General features: G+C 72.3%; 17 protein-coding genes. 10 read left to right on the top strand and 7 right to left on the bottom strand.

Features of this window, described 5'->3' with window-relative positions:
* Nucleotides 1-69 precede the first annotated feature (69 nt).
* Nucleotides 70-1,170: a hypothetical protein gene (locus JAP66_RS00285; RefSeq protein WP_199428893.1), complete on the bottom strand. Its 1,101-nt coding sequence runs from the start codon at nucleotides 1,168-1,170 to the stop codon at nucleotides 70-72.
* Between the two features lie 316 nt (nucleotides 1,171-1,486).
* Here JAP66_RS00285 and JAP66_RS00280 point away from each other — a divergent pair, with 316 nt between their 5' ends.
* The 4 genes from JAP66_RS00280 (at nucleotide 1,487) to JAP66_RS00265 (ending at nucleotide 5,157) form a co-directional block, all read left to right on the top strand.
* Entirely contained in the window at nucleotides 1,487-2,635 is a 1,149-nt protein-coding gene (locus JAP66_RS00280) for an AI-2E family transporter (protein WP_307849376.1), read from the top strand.
* Nucleotides 2,632-3,780 carry a MacS family sensor histidine kinase gene (macS, locus tag JAP66_RS00275; protein WP_199428892.1) on the top strand — a complete coding sequence of 383 codons (1,149 nt, stop codon included), beginning with the start codon at nucleotides 2,632-2,634 and terminating at the stop codon, nucleotides 3,778-3,780. Before JAP66_RS00280 ends, macS begins: the two co-directional genes overlap by 4 nt.
* Complete coding sequence (locus tag JAP66_RS00270) at nucleotides 3,777-4,430, top strand: response regulator (RefSeq protein WP_199428890.1); 654 nt, start codon at nucleotides 3,777-3,779, stop codon at nucleotides 4,428-4,430. Before macS ends, JAP66_RS00270 begins: the two co-directional genes overlap by 4 nt.
* A 64-nt stretch (nucleotides 4,431-4,494) precedes the next feature.
* Complete coding sequence (locus JAP66_RS00265; protein ID WP_199428888.1) at nucleotides 4,495-5,157, top strand: DUF1707 SHOCT-like domain-containing protein; 663 nt, start codon at nucleotides 4,495-4,497, stop codon at nucleotides 5,155-5,157.
* A 16-nt stretch (nucleotides 5,158-5,173) separates the two neighbouring features.
* On the opposite strand, the gene ptsP is transcribed toward JAP66_RS00265, so the two are convergent.
* Together ptsP and JAP66_RS00255 are read right to left on the bottom strand one after the other, a co-directional pair.
* Nucleotides 5,174-6,808: a phosphoenolpyruvate--protein phosphotransferase gene (gene ptsP, locus JAP66_RS00260; RefSeq protein WP_199428886.1), complete on the bottom strand. Its 1,635-nt coding sequence runs from the start codon at nucleotides 6,806-6,808 to the stop codon at nucleotides 5,174-5,176.
* A gap of 72 nt (nucleotides 6,809-6,880) precedes the next feature.
* A complete protein-coding gene (locus JAP66_RS00255) occupies nucleotides 6,881-7,756 on the bottom strand; it encodes a ribokinase (RefSeq protein WP_199428878.1) in 876 nt (291 codons plus the stop codon).
* 360 nt (nucleotides 7,757-8,116) lie between these two features.
* On the opposite strand from JAP66_RS00255, the gene JAP66_RS00250 reads away from it, so the two are divergent.
* Together JAP66_RS00250 and JAP66_RS00245 are read left to right on the top strand one after the other, a co-directional pair.
* Nucleotides 8,117-8,866 carry a TetR/AcrR family transcriptional regulator gene (locus JAP66_RS00250; protein WP_199428876.1) on the top strand — a complete coding sequence of 250 codons (750 nt, stop codon included), beginning with the start codon at nucleotides 8,117-8,119 and terminating at the stop codon, nucleotides 8,864-8,866.
* 48 nt (nucleotides 8,867-8,914) lie between these two features.
* A complete protein-coding gene (locus tag JAP66_RS00245) occupies nucleotides 8,915-9,412 on the top strand; it encodes a DinB family protein (RefSeq protein ID WP_199428863.1) in 498 nt (165 codons plus the stop codon).
* A gap of 36 nt (nucleotides 9,413-9,448) precedes the next feature.
* Here JAP66_RS00245 and JAP66_RS00240 read toward each other — a convergent pair whose 3' ends face one another.
* A complete protein-coding gene (locus JAP66_RS00240; RefSeq protein WP_199428860.1) occupies nucleotides 9,449-12,325 on the bottom strand; it encodes a leucine--tRNA ligase in 2,877 nt (958 codons plus the stop codon).
* Between the two features lie 248 nt (nucleotides 12,326-12,573).
* Here JAP66_RS00240 and JAP66_RS00235 point away from each other — a divergent pair, with 248 nt between their 5' ends.
* Entirely contained in the window at nucleotides 12,574-12,999 is a 426-nt protein-coding gene (locus JAP66_RS00235; protein ID WP_199428849.1) for an SdpI family protein, read from the top strand.
* Here the strand turns inward: JAP66_RS00235 and JAP66_RS00230 are convergent.
* Nucleotides 12,968-13,540 (bottom strand): YqgE/AlgH family protein, encoded by a 573-nt coding sequence (locus tag JAP66_RS00230; protein ID WP_199428848.1) that lies wholly within the window; start codon nucleotides 13,538-13,540, stop codon nucleotides 12,968-12,970. The genes JAP66_RS00235 and JAP66_RS00230 overlap by 32 nt on opposite strands.
* Before the next feature lie 238 nt (nucleotides 13,541-13,778).
* Here JAP66_RS00230 and JAP66_RS00225 point away from each other — a divergent pair, with 238 nt between their 5' ends.
* Genes JAP66_RS00225 through JAP66_RS00215 form a run of 3 tightly spaced genes read left to right on the top strand, consistent with a single transcriptional unit; the run spans nucleotide 13,779 to nucleotide 17,310 of the window.
* Nucleotides 13,779-15,059, top strand: a complete 1,281-nt coding sequence (locus JAP66_RS00225; RefSeq protein WP_199428847.1) for an MFS transporter — start codon at nucleotides 13,779-13,781, stop codon at nucleotides 15,057-15,059.
* Between the two features lie 10 nt (nucleotides 15,060-15,069).
* Nucleotides 15,070-15,339, top strand: a complete 270-nt coding sequence (locus JAP66_RS00220) for a YbaB/EbfC family nucleoid-associated protein (RefSeq protein ID WP_199428846.1) — start codon at nucleotides 15,070-15,072, stop codon at nucleotides 15,337-15,339.
* Between the two features lie 45 nt (nucleotides 15,340-15,384).
* Complete coding sequence (locus JAP66_RS00215; protein ID WP_199428845.1) at nucleotides 15,385-17,310, top strand: TNT domain-containing protein; 1,926 nt, start codon at nucleotides 15,385-15,387, stop codon at nucleotides 17,308-17,310.
* Nucleotides 17,311-17,325: 15 nt separating this feature from the next.
* Here the strand turns inward: JAP66_RS00215 and JAP66_RS00210 are convergent, their stop codons facing one another.
* Both JAP66_RS00210 and JAP66_RS00205 read right to left on the bottom strand, forming a co-directional pair.
* Nucleotides 17,326-18,603 carry a sensor histidine kinase gene (locus tag JAP66_RS00210; protein WP_199428844.1) on the bottom strand — a complete coding sequence of 426 codons (1,278 nt, stop codon included), beginning with the start codon at nucleotides 18,601-18,603 and terminating at the stop codon, nucleotides 17,326-17,328.
* A 49-nt stretch (nucleotides 18,604-18,652) separates the two neighbouring features.
* Nucleotides 18,653-20,098 (bottom strand): CCA tRNA nucleotidyltransferase, encoded by a 1,446-nt coding sequence (locus tag JAP66_RS00205; protein ID WP_199428843.1) that lies wholly within the window; start codon nucleotides 20,096-20,098, stop codon nucleotides 18,653-18,655.
* Nucleotides 20,099-20,125 lie beyond the last annotated feature (27 nt).

Below are 20,125 nucleotides of genomic sequence, written 5' to 3'. Positions count from 1 at the left end.
AGATTCAGCGGACGCGAGCCGACGAAGAGAAATCGCGGCGGTGCGGCGTCAGCGACCCCGCGGCGACATTCAGTCGGGCGTCACGCCGGGCTGCGAACCCGGTTGGATCGGCAGGTGCCGGACACCGGCACGGATCGAACCGTGCACGGCGTCGTAGGAAGCGGCCAGGCTGTTGGCGGGAACGCCGAACAGCGGGCCGTCGACATGAAAACCGCCGGCGGTGCCGCCCGCGGGGGCCGGCATCGCGAGCGGAGCCAGCGGCCGCACCGGAGAGACCGGCGTGGAATCCTTACCCGCGTCACCGGAACGCTGCGAGTCGGCAGCGGCGTCGGCGAGGGAATCGGGCGAGGTCATCGCGTTCAACGCGAACGCGTCGTTCTGCGTGACCGACGGCATCGCGGCGGGCGCGGTCTGCGGCGCGGCGCCGGTGGCGGGCGCGGCGTCCGGCAACGCACCGGGCAACGGACCCGTGGAATCGTCCGCACCGGGGAGAGCGGGCAGCTCGGGAAGATCGACGAGATCCTCGGCGCCGGGGGCGAACGCGTCCCACACCTTCTCGCCGAAGTCCTGCACCCGCTTCGAGGGGGTGAGCCCGCGTTCGATGATCTGCTTCGCGTCCCGGGGGCTGCGCACGGCCTGCTCGACCGCGCCGAGCGTCTTGTGCGCGGGCCGCAGCAACGCCTCGTCGCAGAAGCGCGTGACCGCACGGTCGACCTCGGCGGGCTCGGTGCCGTGGGTCTGCGCGGTGGCCTCGGTGGCCTCGGTGGCCTCGGTCTCCCCGGCGTCCTTGGCCTTTCCGGTGTCTGTGCCTCCGGTGCCCTCGCCGTTCCCGGTCGCCGGAACGGCGGCACTCACGTCACCGGTCAGGCCGGCCGCGCCGGAAACGACCCGGCCCAGCCCGTCGACGGTCGCATCGGCGACCGGGGTGACGTCCACGCCGGTCGTCTCGCCGAGCAGGTCACCCTCGTTCTCGCCGTGCTGCACGGCGGTGACGGCAGGACCCGTGAAGGTGTCGTGCCCGGAGGAGGGCGCCGCGGCGGCGGTCGCGGTGGCGAGCGCCCATGCGGCGGCGGTACCGGCCAGGGCGCCACCGACCACCACGAGAGCACGCGACCACCAGCGGCGGGCGCGTTCCGCGCCGCTCCGCTCCGTCGCTGCCGTGGTGGCCACAGATCTCCTGCCGGTACGTTCGTTTCGAGTGATTCGGTCGCGCCTGGGGATGACTGCGCGTCGTGCTCAACCAAGCACGTACTGCTCGTGTGCCACCGAGATTGGCAAACTCGGGAGGCCGCACGCACCTTCAACACGACTTGACTGCACGATCGTGTGAAGAACACAGAGTGTGGGCGGCTGTAACGACAGGTGATCGGTGCACTGCCGTCCGGGTTACCCGCGCGTTCGGCACGTTGCCGCCTGCAGGCACCGATAAGGTGTGCAAGTGAGTGAGAAACGGTCGAGAATCCCGGTTATCTCGGAAGATGAGGACGTGACCGGAGCGGTGCCCCGGGGCCTGCGCATCGGCGCGGCGCTCTCGTGGCGCTTCCTCATGGTGATCGCGGCGCTGTACGTCATCGTGTGGATGATCGGCTACCTGTCGGTGGTCGTGATCCCGCTTTCGATCGCGTTGTTGCTCGCCGCGCTCCTGGCGCCTGCGGTACAGCGATTGGTGCGGGCCCGTGTGCCGCGCGCGCTCGCCACCGGACTGGTCATGATCGGCGGCCTCGGCGCGGTCGGTGGCCTGCTGACCTTCGTCATCATCCAGTTCACCGAAGGGCTGCCCGCCCTGCAGCAGCAGATCAACGAGAGCCTGAGCCAGATCGAGGACTGGCTGATCAACGGTCCGCTGCACCTGCGGCAGACCCAGATCGAGGACTTCATCAACCAGGCCATCGGGCTGATCCAGCAGAACCAGGCATCGCTCACCGCGGGCGCGCTCACGACGGCGAGCACGGTCGGCGAGATCCTCACCGGCTTCCTGCTCACCCTGTTCATCCTCATCTTCTTCCTGGTCAGCGGCGAGCGGATCTGGACGTTCCTGACCCGCGGCGTTCCCGCGCCCGTGCGGGTGCGCGTCGACACGGCGGGACGGCGCGGGTTCGCCTCACTCGTCAGTTATGTGCGGGCCACGGCCGCCGTCGCGGTGGTGGACGCGGTCGGCATCGGTGTCGGGCTGTGGATCGTCGGTGTGCCGTTGGTGATCCCGCTGGCGACGCTGGTGTTCCTCAGCGCTTTCGTGCCGATCGTCGGTGCCGTGGTGGCGGGCGCCGTCGCCGTGCTGGTCGCGCTGGTGACCAACGGCATCGTCACCGCACTGGTGGTGCTGGCCATCGTCATCGGCGTGATGCAACTGGAGAGCCACGTGCTCCAGCCGCTGCTGCTCGGCCGGGCCGTCAAACTGCACCCACTGGCCGTCATCCTCGCCATCGCGGCCGGTCTGGTCACCGCCGGCATTCCGGGCGCGCTGCTGGCGGTGCCCCTGCTGGCCGTGCTCAACGCCGGGATCAAGTCGCTGGTGAACGAGCGCGACCCCGATCCGAACGCCGTGGACGTGCTCCGTGCCGACGGGGCCCAGCCGGAGGCCACGGGTACCGAGACGACCGAGGAGACCGACGAGACGCCCACCGAACAGCGATGACCGGGCGCGATCCTGCGACGCCGCTGTGGTGGGGCACGATCGCGCTCCGGGTGGTCACGCTCGTCTTCGCCGCCGGGGTGGTGCTCGTGCACCGCACCGAGTACGAGCGCGAATGGTTGGCGTGGACCGCGCTGGCCGCGATGACGGCCTGGACCGTGTGCACCAGCCTGTCCTTCTCCCGGGAGGCACTGCGCCTGCGCAGCCTCGTGCTGGCGGACGTGGCCGTGACCTGCGCGATCATGCTGACCTCGCCGCTCGTGCTCTCGGACGCGCAGTACGCCGAGACCGCGCCGCTGATCACGACGGTCTGGGCGGCCGTGCCGCCACTGGTCGCGGGAGCGAGGTTCGGTGCCACCGGCGGCGTGCTGGCCGGGCTCGTGGTTGCCGTCTCGACCGGGGTGGCCCGGCTGGGCGTGGACCTCGACGTCGCGCGGGACGGAGTGCTGCTCACCGCGAGCGGGCTGCTCATCGGGGTCACCGCGACGACGGCGCGGCGCTCGCAGACGGCACTCGCGCAGGCCATGCGCACCGAGGCGGCGAACGCGGAGCGGGAGCGGCTCGCCCGCTCCATCCACGACAGCGTGTTGCAGGTGCTGGCCAGGGTCCGGCGCCGCGGCGGCGAGCTCGGCGGGGAGGCCGCCGAGCTGGCCCGGCTCGCCGGAGAGCAGGAGATCGCGCTGCGGGCGCTCGTGACGACAGGGTCCGGCCGGTCGAGCGGCGGCGGCAGCACCGATCTGCGCTCCGCGCTGCAGCTGCTCGCCACGTCGCGGGTGCAGGTGTCCGCACCGGCGGGTGAAGTGCCGCTGCCGGAGGGAACCGTCACCGAGCTCGTCGCCGTCGCAAGGGAGGCGCTGTCCAACGTGGACGAGCACGCCGGGCCCACGGCGAGGGCCTGGGTGCTGCTGGAGGATCTCGGAGAGGAGATCGTGGTGACGATCAGGGACGACGGCCCCGGCATCGCGCCGGGCAGGCTGGAGCTCGCGCAGTCACACGGCAGGCTCGGTGTCGCGCAGTCGATCCGCGGCCGGGTGGCCGAACTCGGCGGCACCAGCACGCTGGAGACCGCACCCGGCGCCGGGACCGAGTGGGAGATCCGGGTGCCACGCCGGCCGGAGCGGAGCAGACGCGCGGGGAGCGGCCGATGACGGTCTCGGTGATGGTGGTCGACGACCACCCGATCTGGCGTGACGGCGTGGCCAGGGACCTCGGCGAGCACGGCTTCGAGGTCCGTGCCACCGCCCCGGACGGCGACGCCGCGGTCCGGATCGCCCGCACCGTGCGGCCCGACGTCGTGCTGATGGACCTCAACCTGGGCAACACGTCGGGCGTGCAGGCGACCCGGTCGATCACCGGCGAACTGCCGGGCACACGGGTGCTCGTGCTCTCGGCCAGCGGCGAGCACAGTGACGTACTGGAAGCGGTCAAGGCAGGCGCGTCCGGCTACCTGGTGAAGTCGGCCTCCGTCCCTGAGCTCGTGGACGCCGTGCGCCGCACCGCCGCGGGCGACACCGTGTTCACCGCGGGGCTGGCGGGGCTGGTGCTGGGCGAGTACCGGCGGATGGCCGACGCCCCGGCAGAGGGCGAACCGCCGCCGCGGCTCACCGAGCGGGAGACCGAGGTGCTGCGGCAGGTCGCCAAGGGGCTGACCGCCCGGCAGATCGCCGACCGGCTGGTGATCTCGCACCGCACCGTGGAGAACCACGTGCAGTCGACGCTGCGCAAGCTGCACCTGCACAACCGGGTGGAGCTGGCCCGCTACGCGATCGAGCACGGGCTCGACGCCGAAGAGGACTGACCCCGGAGCTTCTCCGGGTTTTTCCCGGATCCGCCCTTGGCCGCCGCGCCCTAGCATCATCGCCGTGGGTGAGAGCGAAGAGGCGAGCGGCACCGAGGTACCGGACGAGCTGCAGCGGGCGCGGAACCTGCGGGTCTCCGACCGGGAGCGGGAGCACGTGGTCGGGCTGCTGCAGAAGGCGATCGGGCGGGGGATGCTCGACCTGGACGAGTTCACCGAGCGCACCGACATCGCACTGGCGGCACGGACCCGTGGTGAGCTGAACGCCGTGCTCGCCGACCTGCCGGGACTCGTGCACCGGGATGCCGTGGCACCGGCGCCGCCGCTGCCTTCCGCCGCACCGGCGCCAGGGATCCCGGTACCCGCGGGCGAACGGCTGGAGCTCAAGGCGCACGGCTCCTCGCTGGTCCGCAAGGGCCGCTGGTACGTCCCGCCTCAGGTGCTGGTGCGCAACAAGTACGGCGAGACCAAGCTCGACTTCAGCGAGGCCGAGCTGAGCGCACCGGTGATCCACGTCGAGCTGGACACCAAGTGGAACTCGGTGGCGGTGACGGTTCCCGATAACGCGGTGGTCGACACCAACGGGATCACCGAGGTGAAGTGGGGCTCGCTGGACGACAAGACCAACTCGAACGGCAAGCCGGGCACACCCCGGTTCGTCTTCAGCGGCCGCGTGCACGGCGGCTCGCTGACCCTGCGCTACCCCCGCCGGGGGCTGTTCTCGTAGCTCTCGTAGCGGTCGCTCAGGCGTCCTTCGCCGCCGTGCGAGCCGCCGCCGCGGTCGGTGCGCCGAGTGCCGCCTGCGCCGCCCGCTCGCAGTCGGCGAGGGAGGCACCGGCCAGGGTCGCGCCGACCGCGCGCACGGACGCCGCGTTCATCGAAAGGCTCGTCACACCGACCCCCGTGAGCACCCTGGCGAGCAGCGGGTCGGCCGCCGCCTCGCCGCACACGCCCGCCGGCTTGCCCGTCTCGCGGGCCGCGTCGCCGATGAGTGCGATCAACCGGAGCAGGCCCGGCTGCCACGGGTCGTTGAGCTTGGCGACGGCACCGAGCTGGCGGTCGGCCGCGAACGTGTACTGGGCGAGGTCGTTGGTGCCGACCGACACGAAGTCGACGGCATCGAGGACCTCCGTCGCGGTGAGCGCCGCCGCGGGTATCTCGATCATCACGCCCGCGCGCGCCACTCCCGCGGCCCGCACCCGGTCGGCGAACCAGGACGCCTCCTCGGCCGTCGCCACCATCGGAGCCATCACCGACACGTCCGCGCCGGAGTCGGCCGCCGCGCCTGCGATGGCCTCGAGCTGGCGGTCGAGCACGTCCGGCCGGTCGAAGGCCACGCGCACGCCCCGGACACCGAGGGCCGGGTTCGGCTCCGCCTCCGGGGAGAGGAAGGCGAGGGGCTTGTCGGCACCGGCGTCGAGCGTGCGCACGATGACCGGCTTGCCGCGGAACGGTTCGAGCACGGCGGCGTAGGCGGCCCGCTGCTCCTCCACCGACGGCTCGTCGGCCGCGTCCAGGTAGCAGAACTCGGTGCGGAACAGGCCGACCCCCTCGGCACCGGCTTCGGCCGCGGCGTGCGCGTCCGGCGGCGCCCCGACGTTGCCGAGCACCTTGACCAGGTGCCCGTCGGAGGTCCGCCCTGCGCCGTCCCAGTCGAAGGCGCCGGCCGACACTGCGGCCACCGCGGGGGCGCCAGGGTCGACCTCCTCGATCGCGCCGGTGTCGCCGTCGACGGCCAGCGCCTTGGCGCCGAAGGAAAGCAGGCCGCGCACCGCGACGACCGCGGGGATGCCGAGTGAGCGGGCGAGGATGGCCGTGTGGCTGGTCGGCCCGCCCTCCTCGGTGGCGAGCGCCAGCACGAGGGCCGGGTCGAGGCCCGCCGTGTCGGCGGGCGCGAGGTCGCGGGCGACCAGCACGCTCGGCCGTTCGAGCTCGGGGACACCGGGCGGCTCGACGCCCAGCAGTTCGGCGATGATCCGGTCCCGGACGTCCTCGATGTCACGAACACGCTCGGCCATGTAGCCGCCTGCGGTCGCGAGCGCGTGCGTGAAGCTGCCCGCCGCCTCGTAGACGGCCCTGGCCGCGGGGATGTTCTGCGCGGTCACCAGCTGCTCGGCCTGGCTGACCAGCGCCGGGTCGCCCGCCATCGCGGCCGTGGTGCTGAGAATGGTCGCCGCGTCACCGGTCGCCGCCTCGGCCTTTGCCTCGAGGCGGGACACCACGGCCTGCGCCGCGGGCGCGATGCGCGCTGCCTCGGCGTGCAGATCGTCCGGGGCGGGGGTGCTGGCCGGCTCACCGAGCGGTTCGGTGACCCGGACGACCGGGCCACTCGCCCGGCCCGGGCTCACGGCTACTCCGGAGAGCTGTGCATCAGACATGGTCTAGACCATAGCGGTACATGTTCCTCCAAGGGACCGTCGCTTGCCGCCCCGGAGACACCTTAGTCTCTGCTATCGGCGTTCGAATTCGGCCGCCGTCGGGTAGGAGGGCTGCGCTCCGTGCCGGGTCACCGAGACCGCGGCCACCCGGACCGCGCTGCGGGCGGCGTCGGCGAGCCCGGCGCCGTCGGCGAGCGCGCGGGCCAGCGCTCCGGCGAAGGCGTCCCCGGCGCCGGTGGTGTCGACCGGGTCGACGGCGGGCGGCTCCACCTCGGCCACCCCGGCTGCGGTGACCACGAGGGCACCCCTGCCACCGCGGGTTACCACGGCCGAGCGGGGACCGAGGTCGAGCAACCGCTCCGGCCCGGCCGACCGCGACCCCAGCAGCCAGGCCGCCTCGTGCTCGTTCACCAGCAGGACGTCGAGTGCGGCCAGCGTGCTGGCGGACACCTCCGCCACCGGGGAGAGGTTCAGCACCGTGCGCACGCCCGCTCCGGCCGCGGCGGCCACCGCGTGCTCGACGGTCGGCAGCGGGATCTCCATCGAGGCCGCCAGGACCCTGGCGCTCGCGAGCGCGCCGTCGACGTCGCCGGGCTCCAGCTCGTGGTTCGCACCCGGCGAGACGAGGATCGAGTTCTCCCCGTCCGGGGTCACGGTGATGTACGCGACGCCGGTCGGCCGGTCGACCACCCGCACCAGGTCCGTCCGCACCCCCGAGCCGCGCAGCGAGTCGAGCAGGATACGGCCGTGGCCGTCGTCGCCGACCGCGCCGAGCAGCGCCACGTCGGCGCCCAGCCGAGCCGCCGCGACCGCGGTGTTGGCACCCTTGCCGCCGGGCAGCACACGGGTGTCCCCGCCCAGCACGGTCTCGCCGCCGCCGGGGCGGCGGTCAGCCGCGACGACGAGGTCCGCATTGGCCGATCCGACGACGAGAACGCGAGCGGTCATGGGGTCGAGCGTGCCAGAACACCCGGCCGGACCTGTTCAGCCGCCGGCCCGAGCCGTACGTGAAGATTTTTGTAACTTTTGGCCCTCGCGATGCGACAATCAGGCGAGGTGCTCGCCGAGACTCACCCTTTCGGGTGAGTTCCGAGCCGGGACGTCATGGTCGCGGTCTCGGTGGGCTCTCCACTGCACCACCGCGTTCGCGCGGGGTGTTGTTCGGCCCCGGTCCCCAGGACTGCCGGCCGGACATCGGGTCGCCGGCACCGGTCACGTAGCCCCCCGAGTGATCGGTGCCGGCGGCGCCCGAACCTCTAGACTCGTTCCCATGGATCGGGAGAACCGGCAGCGTAGGCGGGGCCCGTCATGAACAGGCCGGCACGGCGGGTCCGCGAGCGCGCGGCGACCGACCACGACATCAGGCAGACCGCGCGCACGCTGCTCGTCGAGCACGGTCCGGAGTCGGTGACGCTGCGCGCGATCGCCCGCGAGCTCGGCATCACCGCGCCCGCGCTGTACCGGTACTACGGCTCGCGCGACGACCTCGTGGAACACCTGCGGCGGGACGTGATCGCCGACCTCGGCGACCAGCTCGCCGCGGAGGTGGGCGAGCTGCCCGACGACGCCGCACTACAGCTCTTCGCGATCTGCAGGGGCTTCCGGCGGTGGGCACTGACCCACACGAAGGAGTTCACGCTCGTGTTCGCCTCGCCGACCGGCGGGGTCGGGTCCGCGGCGGGCAGCGTGGCGACGCTCAAGCAGGTGACCGAACCGTTCGGCCGGGCCTTCCTCAGGGCGGCGGGCCACGTGCTGGTGGCGCACGAGCTGGCCACCCCGGCGGACGACATCGTCCCGCCCGAGCTGCACGACGACCTGGCCGCGTACCGCGACGACCTGCTCTCCGCCGCCACGGAGGCGGGGCTGCGGGTGCCCGAGGGCAGGCTCACCCTGGGCACGACCTACCTGATGATGCAGTTCTGGGCGCGGCTGTACGGCCACGTCACGCTCGAGGTCTTCGGCAACTACCCGATTCCGGTGTCGAAGCCCGACGTCCTCTTCGACGCGATGCTGGCCGACCTGGCGAGGGAGATCGGCCTCGACGCCGAACCCCGGTAACCGTACATACCCGTTGCTCCCTGGCGACGATCTTGGAATGCTTCGCGCATGTCCTCCCTGCCGGCGAAGTCCGCCGAGGATGCCATCGCCGGAGCGCCCCGCGACCAGTTCGAGGCCTTCCTCGACGAGCACCGCGCCGCGCTCAACGCCTGCCTGGACGAGCTGACCGAGGAACAGGTGCGCCGGTCCCTGGTGCCCTCCCGGACCACGCTGCTGGGGCTGGTGAAGCACGCGACCTTCGTCGAGCAGGTCTGGTTCGACGAAGCCGTCACGTGCCGGCCGCGCGCCGAGATCGGCATCCCCGCGACGCCGGACGAGTCTTTCGTCCTCGACGAAGGCGACACCATCGCCACCGTCCGGCGAGCGCACCGCGAGGCATGCGAGGCGGCCCGCCGCGCGACGTCATCGCTCGGACTGGACGACCTGCTGCACGGCAACCGGCGCGGCCCCCTCCCGCTGCGCTGGGTGTACCTGCACGTGTTGCGTGAGCTCGCTCAGCACTGCGGGCACGCGGACATCCTGCGCGAGCAGCTCCTCAGCGAGTAGCCCACGCGGCGTACGCGGCACGACCGGCCCTGGTGGCTAGCGGACCACGTTCACCAGCCGGCCGGGGACCACGATCACCTTGCGTGGCTCGGCGCCGTCGAGGAGTGCGGCGATCTTCTCGTCCGCCAGCGCGGCCGCCCGCACCTCGTCCTTGCCGGCTTCGGCGGCGACGGTGACCCGCGAGCGCACCTTGCCGTTGACCTGGATCGGGTACTCCACGGTCTCGTCCACGAGGTACTGCTCGTCCGGCACCGGGAACGGGCCGTGCACCAGCGAGTCCGGGTGTCCCAGCCGGTTCCACAGCTCCTCCGCGACGTGCGGGCACATCGGCGCGAGCATCAGGACCAGCGGTTCGGCCAGCTCGCGCGGTGTCGCCGCGGCCGCGCCGTAGACCTTGGTGACGTAGTTGTTCAGCTCGATCAGCTTCGCGCCTGCGGTGTTGAACCGCAGCTCGGCGTAGTCCTCCCGGACACCCGCGATCGTCCGGTGCAGCTGCCTGCGGTCGTCGTCGGTCAGCTCCGTGTCGGCGACCCGCACCTCACCGGTCTCCTCGTCGACCACCAGGCGCCACAACCGTTGCAGGAAGCGGTGGGAGCCGACGACGTCCTTGGTCGCCCATGGCCGGGAGTCGTCCAGCGGGCCCATCGACATCTCGTAGAACCGGAAGGTGTCCGCGCCGTAGTTGCGGGACATCTCGTCCGGCGTGACGACGTTCTTCAGGCTCTTGCCCATCTTGCCGTATTCCTGCTTGACCTCTTCGCCGTTGTGGAAGAACCTGCCGTCCTTCTCCTCGACCTCCTCGGCGGGCACGTAGAAACCGCGCGAGTCGGTGTAGGCGAAAGCCTGGATGTAGCCCTGGTTGTAGAGCCTGCGGTACGGCTCCTCCGAGGAGACGTGTCCCAGGTCGTACAGCACCTTGTGCCAGAACCGGGAGTAGAGCAGGTGCAGCACGGCGTGCTCGACACCGCCGACGTAGAGATCCAGTCCGCCCGGGTCGTTCACCCCGTGCTCCGCGGGTCGCGGGCCCAGCCAGTACCGCTCGTTCTCCGGGTCGACGAACCGCTCGTGGTTGTCCGGGTCGATGTAGCGCAGCTGGTACCAGCACGAGCCCGCCCACTGCGGCATGACGTTGGTGTCGCGGCGGTACTTCTTCGGGCCGTCACCGAGGTCGAGCGTCACCTCGACCCAGTCGGTCGCCTTGGCCAGCGGCGGCTGCGGCTCCGAGTCGGCGTCGTCCGGATCGAACGTCGTCGGCGCGTAGTCGGCCACGTCGGGCAGCTCCACCGGCAGGTGCTCCTCCGGCAGCGCGATCGGCAGGCCGTTCTCGTCGTAGACGATCGGGAACGGCTCGCCCCAGTACCGCTGCCGGGCGAAGAGCCAGTCGCGCAGCTTGTACTGCACGGTGCCCTCGCCGTGCCGGTGCTCTTCCAGCCACGCGACGATGGCCTTCTTGGCGTCCTCGATACCCAGCCCGTCCAGGCTCAGGTCCGCGTTGGTGGAGTTGATCGCGGGGCCGTCCCCGGTGTACGCCTCGCCCTCGAAGCCCTCGGCCGGCTGCACCGTGCGGATGATGTCGAGGCCGTACTTGGTCGCGAAGTCCCAGTCGCGCTGGTCCTGCCCGGGTACCGCCATGATCGCGCCGGTGCCGTAGCCCATCAGCACGTAGTCGGCGATGAACACCGGGATCCGCGCGTCGTTGACCGGGTTCACCGCGTAGGCGCCGATGAACACGCCGGTCTTCTCCTTGCTCTCCTGCCGGTCCAGCTCGGACTTGCGGGACGCCTGCCTGCGGTAGTCGGCGACGGCTTCGGCAGGGGTGGTCGCACCGCCGGTCCAGCGCTCGTCCACAGCGGTCTGGCCGTCGGCGCTCGCCGGCCACTCCTCGGCCGTCAGCTCGTCGACCAGCGGGTGCTCGGGCGCCAGCACCATGTAGGTGGCGCCGAAGAGAGTGTCCGGCCGGGTGGTGAAGACCTCGATGGTCTTCCCGTCCACCGGGAAGCGCACGTTCGCGCCGCGGGAGCGACCGATCCAGTTGCGCTGCATGGTCTTGACCTTCTCCGGCCAGTCCAGCCGGTCCAGGTCGTCGAGCAGCCGGTCGGCGTAGGAGGTGATGCGCATCATCCACTGCCGCAGGTTCTTGCGGAACACGGGGAAGTTGCCGCGATCACTGCGGCCGTCCGCCGTGACCTCCTCGTTGGCCACCACGGTCCCCAGCCCCGGTGCCCAGTTGACCGGCGCCTCGGAGATGTAGACCAGGCGGTGCTCATCGATGATCTCGCGCTGCTCGACGCGGGACAGCTCGGACCATGCCCGGCCGTCCGGCGTGGCGCGCACGCCCTCGGCGTACTCCTTCTCCAGCTCGCCGATCGGCCGCGCCCTGTCCTGCTCCTCGTCGTAGTACGAGTTGAAGATCTGCAGGAAGATCCACTGCGTCCAGCGGTAGTACTCGACGTCAGTGGTGGCGATCCGGCGCCGCTCGTCGTGACCGAGGCCCAGCCTGCGGATCTGCTGCAGGTACCGCTCGATGTTCGCCTCGGTGGTGGTCCGCGGATGGGTGCCGGTCTGCGCCGCGTACTGCTCGGCGGGCAGGCCGAACGCGTCGAAGCCCATCGTGTGCAGCACGTTGCGGCCGGTCATCCGGTGGTAACGGGCGTAGACGTCGGTACCGATGAAGCCGAGCGGGTGGCCGACGTGCAGCCCCGTACCCGACGGGTAGGGAAACATGTCCTGCACGAACAGCTTGTCCGAGGGCAGCGGCGCGCCCTCCTCGGCGAGCGTGCCGGCGGGGTTGGGCGCCCGGTAGCTGCCGTGGTCGGCCCAGTAGTCCTGCCAGCGCCGCTCGATCTGCCCGGCCACCGCCGCCGTATAGCGGTGGGCCGGAGCCGTCTCGGTGCCCGCTGCACCTTCTGTCATCGCCGATCCTCCCGTGTACCTGCCTGCCCAGAAAGAAGACAACCCCTCCGCCCGAGAGCGTGAGGGGTTCGCCGCGCCGGCCGGGTCGTCCCGGTCAGCGCGGCCGGATAAGAAGCAGGCCGGCTGTACGCATCGGCATCATGGTAACCGCCGCGACCACCGCGTTCCCGTGCAGCCCGGTTCGGGCGCGCGTACCCGGCCGGGTGCGGGTGGCCACTCACGAGCCGGGGGCGCCTATTCTGGAGCCCGTGATCGTGGTCGCGCTGATTCCCGCAGTTCTCGGTGTCCTGGTCGGCTGGGGTGGCTTTCTCGGCTGGCGGGAGAGACTGCCGAGGGATCGCGGGACCGGCGTCCGCACCGCGGCCACCCTTCGCAGCGACGAGGCGTTCCGCGTGGCCAACCGGGTGGCCGGGCTGCCGACACTCGTCGCCGGTGCGGTCGGCCTGCTCAGCGGAGCCGCCGCCCTGCTGATGCCGGGAGTCTGGGGAACGTTCGCCGCCGTGGTGGTCGGGCTGATCGGCATGGTGCTGCTCGTCGCGGGCGGCGGCGTGCTCGGGCACCGGGCCGCGAGTGCGGTGCCCGCGCCCAGCGAACCGGCAGGCTGCTCGGGATGCGCGTGCGGCGGCTGCTCGGCCCTGACCGCTAGTTCCGCTGCAGGTCCCCAGGATGCGTAGCCAATAGCGCGGTCGGCAGGCCCTGCCTGCGCAGCACCTGGCCCCACAGGTCCCCGGCGGGCGTGGCCAGCACGTCACTCGGCAGCGCGGGCACGATCAGCCAGTCACCGCGATCGATCTCCCCGGCCAGCTGCCCCGAGTCCCAGCCCGCGTAACCGGCGAACACCCGCAGGCCCCGCACCTTCGGCACGAGCGTGTCCGGGTCGGCGTCCAGGTCGACGAGCGCCACCGGGCCACGCACCGCGATCACGCCCGGCACGCTGGCCGCGTTCTCGCCGGTGCGCAGCGCGGCAAGGCACAGCGCCGTCTTCTTCTCCACCGGGCCGCCCACGAACACCGCCTGCGGCTCGACCACGTGCTCGCCCCAGCTCGGCAGCACCTCGTCGACCGGCACCTCGCTCGGCCGGTTCAGCACGACACCGAGGGTGCCCTCGTCGCGGTGGTCGATCACGAACACCACGGTCCGGCGAAAGTTGGGGTCGAACATGGTGGGGGCAGCGACCAGCAGGGTTCCCGGCTCAACCTCGGCGTCCACTCGCACGCGTCCATGATCCCACTTGCATCGAACGCGCGGAGTCACCGTCCGGGAACAACTCGGGAGGTGGGGCCGTTGTAAGGGGTGGCCGGCGCACTCCGTGTCCCCCGGGCCCACTCAAGAAGTGCCACTGTGGAATACCGTCCGGCTGGAGCCACACTGCGCCGTTTCGCCGAGAGGCGACCGAGTGCGCCGGCCCCTTCTCTTCACCGCAACCCATTTCCGGCGCCTAGGCTGGGAGACTGTGGCGGCAAGCACGGGCACCCTCCCCGATCGCGCGGGCCCGCGTACCGTCCTCGCCCTTCCCGGTTTCCGCAGGCTGCTCTACCAGCGTTTCGCGACCCAGTGGGGCGACGGCGTGTTCCAGGCGGGTCTCGCGGGCGCCGTGCTGTTCAACCCCGAGCGCGCCGCCGACGCGCTGACCATCGCGGGCGGGTTCGCCGCGCTGCTGCTGCCGTACTCCCTGGTCGGCCCGTTCGCCGGCGCCCTGCTCGACCGCTGGGACCGCAGGCGGGTGCTGGTCGTCGCCAACCTGCTCAAGAGCCTCGCCGTCGTGGCGGCGGCCGCGGCCGTCGGGCTCGGCGCCGACGGCCCGCCGCTGTTCACCCTCGCGCTGCTCGTGATGGGGATAGCCAGGTTCGCGGGCGCCGGGGTGTCGGCGGCCCTGCCGCACGTCGTGCCACACGAGCGGCTCGTCACCGCCAACGCGCTGGCCATCACCATCGGTGCCGTGATCGCCGTGTTCGGCGGTGGCTGCGCGATCGGCCTGCGTGCGCTGCTCGGCGCGGGCGACACGGGTTCCGCGTGGACCACGTCCGTCGCCGCCGTGGGCGCCGTGCTCGGTGCCGCGATCGCGGCCAGGTTCGCCCGCGGCAGCCTCGGCCCGGACCAAGTTGACGAACCGGCCCGCACACTCGCCGCGGTGGCAACGGGCCTCGCGGCAGGGGCCCACGCGGCGATCCGGGTGCCGAGCGTGCTCTCCGGGCTGGTCGCGCTGCTCGCGCACCGGGCGGCGTTCGGCATCTCACTGCTGCTGTCCGTGCTGCTGCTGCGCTACTCGTTCACCGACATCGGCCCGCTCAAGGCCGGCTTGCCCGGTCTCGGTCAGCTCGCACTCATGGGTGGCGCGGGCATCGTCGTCGCCGGGGTGCTGACGCCCCGGCTGGTCGCCCGGTTCGGCCGCCGCCGGGCGGTGGTCGGCGGCCTGCTCGTCGCCGCGCTGGCGCAGGCCGGCCTGGGACTGCCGATGACGCTGCCCACCGTGCTGCTCGCCGCCTTCGTCATCACCTCGGCGGGGCAGCTGCTCAAGCTGTGCGTCGACGCGTCGATCCAGCGGGACGTCGGTGACGAGGCACGCGGGCGGGTGTTCGCGCTGTACGACACGTTGTTCAACGTCGTGCAGGTGGCGGCGGTGTCGTTCGCCGCACTGCTCGCGCCGCTCGACGGGCAGTCACTCGGGCTGCTGTTCACGGCGATCGGCCTCTACCTCGCCGGTATCGCCGGATATCTCGCGGCCACCCGTTAGAGTGAAGGCCGTGACCACGGCAGGTAGCCCGGCCCCGACGACCGTCAGCTCCCCGGACGGCCTCGTCCACGCCACCGTCGACCTCACCGGAACCCTGACCGGGCTCGAGTTCGCGCCGACCGCGTTCGAGCGCACCGACCCGGCCACGCTGGCCCGGACCGTCCTGGACCTCGTTCACGAGGGCGGCAGGCGCGCCACGCGCCGGGGCGAAGCGGCCACTCCGCCGCCGGTACCGCCGAGACCGACGCCGAAGCGCCTGAGGCACACCCGGCAGGTTTAATTAGTGTGAGGTCACTGGGGAATCTGTCGATCAAGGGGGGACGGCGTGCGCTACCGAGTCGAGGTGGCTGATCGCCCGGACGGGCTGTACGCGCTGTGGCAGGGCCGGATCTTCCGCGCCCGGCGCTCGACAACTGACGGGACGGTGCTGCTCAGCACGTTGCCGGACGAAGAGGCGCCGGAGGGCTTCGACACCGAGGTCGACGGCGCGCCCGCCAAGGTGGTGCCCGCGGCGGAGGCGGGCGCAACGTTCGCCCTCCACACCTACGGCCTCTACGACGACGAGGTCTACCGCATCGAGCCGAACGGCCGCGACGGTGAGCTCACGCTGCGCTGGAGCGGACAGGACGAACGGCTCGCCGCGGAGCTCGGCCTCGCCGACTTCACCGCCACCACCGACGATCCGGAAAGCCTGACCGGCCTGTGGCAGGAACGGCACGACTTCACCGAGCCGGGCACACCGCGCACCGAACCGGGCAGCGGGGACACGCCTGCGCTGCTGCGCGCCATCGGGCGGGCACTGCTGGCCTTCCTGCCGTCAGGCTGGCAGCGCGTGGGCGCGCAGTTCCGGCAGGTCGGCGACTACTCGGAGCTCGAGGTACGGGCGGTCGCCGACGACGTGGCCGTCTCGCTGTCCTCGCCGCCGCAGCTGGGCCAGCTGTTCACCCAGCTGCGGTCGGCGATGTACGAGCGGGACGGCGGCACGTGGTTCCAGGGCACGTTCACGCTCGACTCCACGTCCAACTTCGACTTCGACTACGACACGGAGGCCGAGCCAACCTGGCGGCTGGCGCCGGACGGCCGCACCACGGCGCGCAGCTACCCGGCCGAGCTCGAACGGTTCCCGCGGAAGAAGGCGCCGACCTGGCTCGCGGCGAAGGCGGGCCTGCCGCTGGACGTGACGTTCCGCCACGCCCGGGTCGTCGACAGCCACGCCGAGGGCGAGAAGCCGGTGGTCAACCGGCCCCCGGTGCCACCGGACGAGGTGCGCGGCGTCCTCGGCTACCTGTACCGCGCGCCGATCGCGCTGGGCAGGCCGGGCACGCTGCCGGACATCTTCCTGCCGGGTGCGCCACCGGATGTGCCCGACGCCTTCCACACCGACGGCACCTGGATCTGGCCCGCCGCGGTGCCCCACTACCTGCGCAAGTACGGCGTACCGCCCGAGGCGGAGCTGCTGGACCACATCCGCGCGAACAACCACCGGCCGCCGTACGTGCGCGAACTCCTGCGGGCGACGGCGGAGGCCGACCTCCTCGGCAGGCCGTACCCGCCGCAGACGCCGGACGATCTCGGCGAGCCGGGACCGCTGACCCGGGTCGAGCGCGGCGACGAGCCGAATCCGCCGCTGCGCGCGGCCGAGGTGCTCACGGTGCTGCGGACCCGGCTCGCGGAGTACGGGGTCGCGGAAAGTGCCTACCGCATCGGCGAGGGCGCCGACGGCGCGTGGTGCCTGCGCCGCGTGCCGGAGGGCTGGGAGGTCGCGCGGCACGAGGCGGGCGCACCGGTGCAGCCGAGGCACTTCTCCCGCGTGGCGGAGGCTGCGGAGGCGCTGCTCGGCGCGCTGCTGCTGTTCCCGGGGCGGGCACGGCTCGGCGTGCCCGCCGACGCGGAGACCCGCGAGCCCGTGGCGAACGCGACCGACTGGCCCGTCCTGCCGCTGCGCGGCGAGCCGCCGCTGAACTACTACCGGGGCAAGCGGCTGGTCACGCTCCCCGCCGGGACGACCGTCCAGCGCTTCGGCAACGAGGCGGGCAACCTGGTGCACGCCGAGGACACACCGTTCGCGGAGACGTCGCTGGCCTTCGAGCGGGAGCACGAGCGCCGGGTCTACCGGTTGCGGCGGCCGGTGCGCGTGCTCAGCGGTGTCACGCTGCCGTGGGGCGGGCTGCCCGGCGGCGCGGTCGCCTACCTGCTGCCTCGCGCCATCGGTCACCACCTGGAGACCGGCGCCCTCGAACGCCTGCCCTGAGCCGGCCGCGGCGCCTCAGCGCGGCACCCACAGGGTGACCCGGGTGCCGCTGCCCGGGCTGGAGTCGACGGTCGCGGTGCCGCCGACCTCGGCCAGCCGCGCGACGATCGACTCGCTGATCCCGAACCCGGCCGGGCGGGCCTGCGGGCTGAACCCGGCGCCGTGATCACGGATCACCGTCGCGATGCCGCCTTCGCGCTCCTCCGTGCGCACCAGGACCTTGTCCGTGCTGGCGTGCTTGAGGGTGTTCCGCAGCGCCTCCCGCACCGCGTCGCGCACCGCGAGCTGGCGCACCTCCGACAGCGTCTCGCCATCCGGCTCGGCGAGCACGAGCTGGGCGCGCAGGCCGTCGCGCGCCATCTCCGCGGCGAGCGCCGCCAGCTTCTCGCCGAGCGGGCCGCCCTCGTGGCCCGTGTCGGACTCCAGGTAGCCGCGCAGTGCGGCGGCCTCCGCCCTGGCCGTCCGGCGCAGCTCGTCCGCGTCACCGCTGCCGGGCAGCGCGATCGCCTCCAGGGTCTGCAGCACCGTGTCGTGCAGCCACCGGTGCTGCACCGCCCGTTCGGCCAGCCTGCCGTTGCGGATGCCGTAGGCCAGCGCGAGCCGGATGCCGAGCCCGAGCAGCACGAGCGCGCCCGTGGCGGTGATCAGCACGCCGAGCATGGTGCGGACCTCGCTGAGCGCGCCGGTGACGTCGGCCCGGCCGGTACCGAGCCATGAAGCCGCCAGGTTCACCGGGACGGACGCCAGCACGAGCGCACCGCCGTAGAGCACACCGACCGCGAGCGTCAGGAGCGTGACCGTGCCCAGCAGGTGCTTGCCCGGTACCTGGCTCGCGGCCGCGAAGGACTCCGCGGGCACCGCGGCGGCGACCACCAGGCTCGCCAGCACGGCGAACACGACATCCAGCACCAGCAGCCGCGCGGCCGTGCGGCCGTTGAAGGGGGCGTCCCGCAGCAGCCAGCCCGCCCCGAACAGGGTCAGGCCCAGCGAGCAGGCCGCGACCATCGCCACCGGGACCACACCGGCCACGTCGGCACCCACGAAAGCCACGAACGCGCCCGGTACCGCGAGGACGCGGTAGGCCAGCGGCAGCAGCGCCACGAACCGGGCGGCCCGCAGGAGCAGGCCGTCGCGGGACGTGGGATCGACCGGACCGGCCATCTGCCGGATGCGCCGCACCGCGCGCATCGGGGCCGGGTCGGCGACATCGTCGGAGAGCTCACTGGTCGCGGTGGAGAGCATCGGAGCCCCACCCCGCAGGAGCGTGACCAGGAAGCTGGGCCGTCCTGCCATCGCCGCCTCCCTCAGCCGTCCGAGCACGGGACCGGACAGCCATTATCGGTCATTCCGACGGTTCGATACCCTGCTCGGCGGCCCACTTGCGGAGCTCGGCCACCGCCTCGTCGTAGTCCAGCGGGCCGCGGTCGAGCCGCAGCTCCTTGAGGTACTTCCAGGCCCTGCCGACCATCGGCCCCGGCGGTAGCCCGAGTACCCGCATGATCTCGTTACCGTCCAGGTCGGGCCGCACCCGCGCGAGGTCCTCCTCCTCCGCGATGCGCGCGATCCGCTGCTCCAGATCGTCGTAGGTGCGCTGCAACGCGGCCGCCTTGCGCCTGTTCCGCGTCGTGCAGTCGGCGCGGACGAGCTTGTGCAGCCGCGGCAGCAGGTGCCCGGCGTCGGTGACGTAACGGCGCACCGCCGAGTCGGTCCACTCGCCCTTGCCGTAGCCGTGGAACCGCAGGTGCAGGTACACCAGTTGCGCGACGTCCTCGGTGATCTCCTTCGAGAACCGAAGGGCACGCAAACGCTTGCGGGTCATCTTGGCGCCGACCACCTCGTGGTGGTGGAAGCTCACCCCGCCGCCCGGCTCGAACTTGCGGGTGGCCGGCTTGCCGATGTCGTGCAGCAGCGCCGCCAGCCGCAGCACCAGGTCGGGGCCGGACGTCGGCTCGTGCCTGGACTCCAGGTCGATCGCCTGCTCCAGCACGGTCAGCGAGTGCTGGTAGACGTCCTTGTGCTGGTGGTGCTCGTCGATCGCGAGCCGCATTCCCGGCACCTCGGGCAGCACGTGCTCGGCGATCCCGCTGTCCACCATCAGCTCGATGCCACGGCGGGGCTCCGGGCCGGTGATGAGCTTGGTCAGCTCGGCCTGCACCCGCTCGGCGGTGATGCGCGCGATCTCGCCGGCCATGTCGGTCATCGCCGAGACCACCCGCGGCGCGGGCGTGAACCCGAGCTGCGCGACGAACCGCGCCGCCCGCAGCATCCGCAGCGGATCGTCGGCGAAGGACTCCTGGGGCGTGGCCGGGGTGTCCAGCTCCCGGCGGGCCAGCGCCTCCAGCCCGCCGTGCGGGTCGACGAACCGCTTGGTGGACAACTCGATCGCCATCGCGTTGACCGTGAAGTCGCGGCGCAGCAGATCGGCCTCGATGCTGTCGCCGAACGAAACGTCGGGATTGCGCGTCACCCGGTCGTAGGAGTCCGCGCGGAACGTCGTGATCTCCAGCGTCATGCCGTTCTTGGCCGCGCCGACCGTGCCGAACGCGATGCCGGTGTCCCACACCGCCTCGGCCCAGCCGGCGAGGATCAGCTGCACGCGGTCGGGCCGGGCGTCGGTGGTGAAGTCGAGGTCGGGGGACAACCTGCCGAGCAGCGCGTCCCGGACGCTCCCGCCCACGAGGTACAGCCGATGGCCCGCGCTCTGGAACCGGGTGGCGAGCTCGTCCGCGACCGGCGAGACCCGCAGGAGCTCGGCCACCGCGTTGCGCTTGGCGGTCAGCTCGTTCACGGCAATCCCACTCCCGAGAAGGTGCAC

Origin of the sequence: Qaidamihabitans albus (genome assembly GCF_016464705.1) — a bacterium.
In the GTDB taxonomy this organism is placed as follows: domain Bacteria; phylum Actinomycetota; class Actinomycetes; order Mycobacteriales; family Pseudonocardiaceae; genus Qaidamihabitans; species Qaidamihabitans albus.
This window is presented reverse-complemented; position numbering and strand designations above follow the sequence as displayed.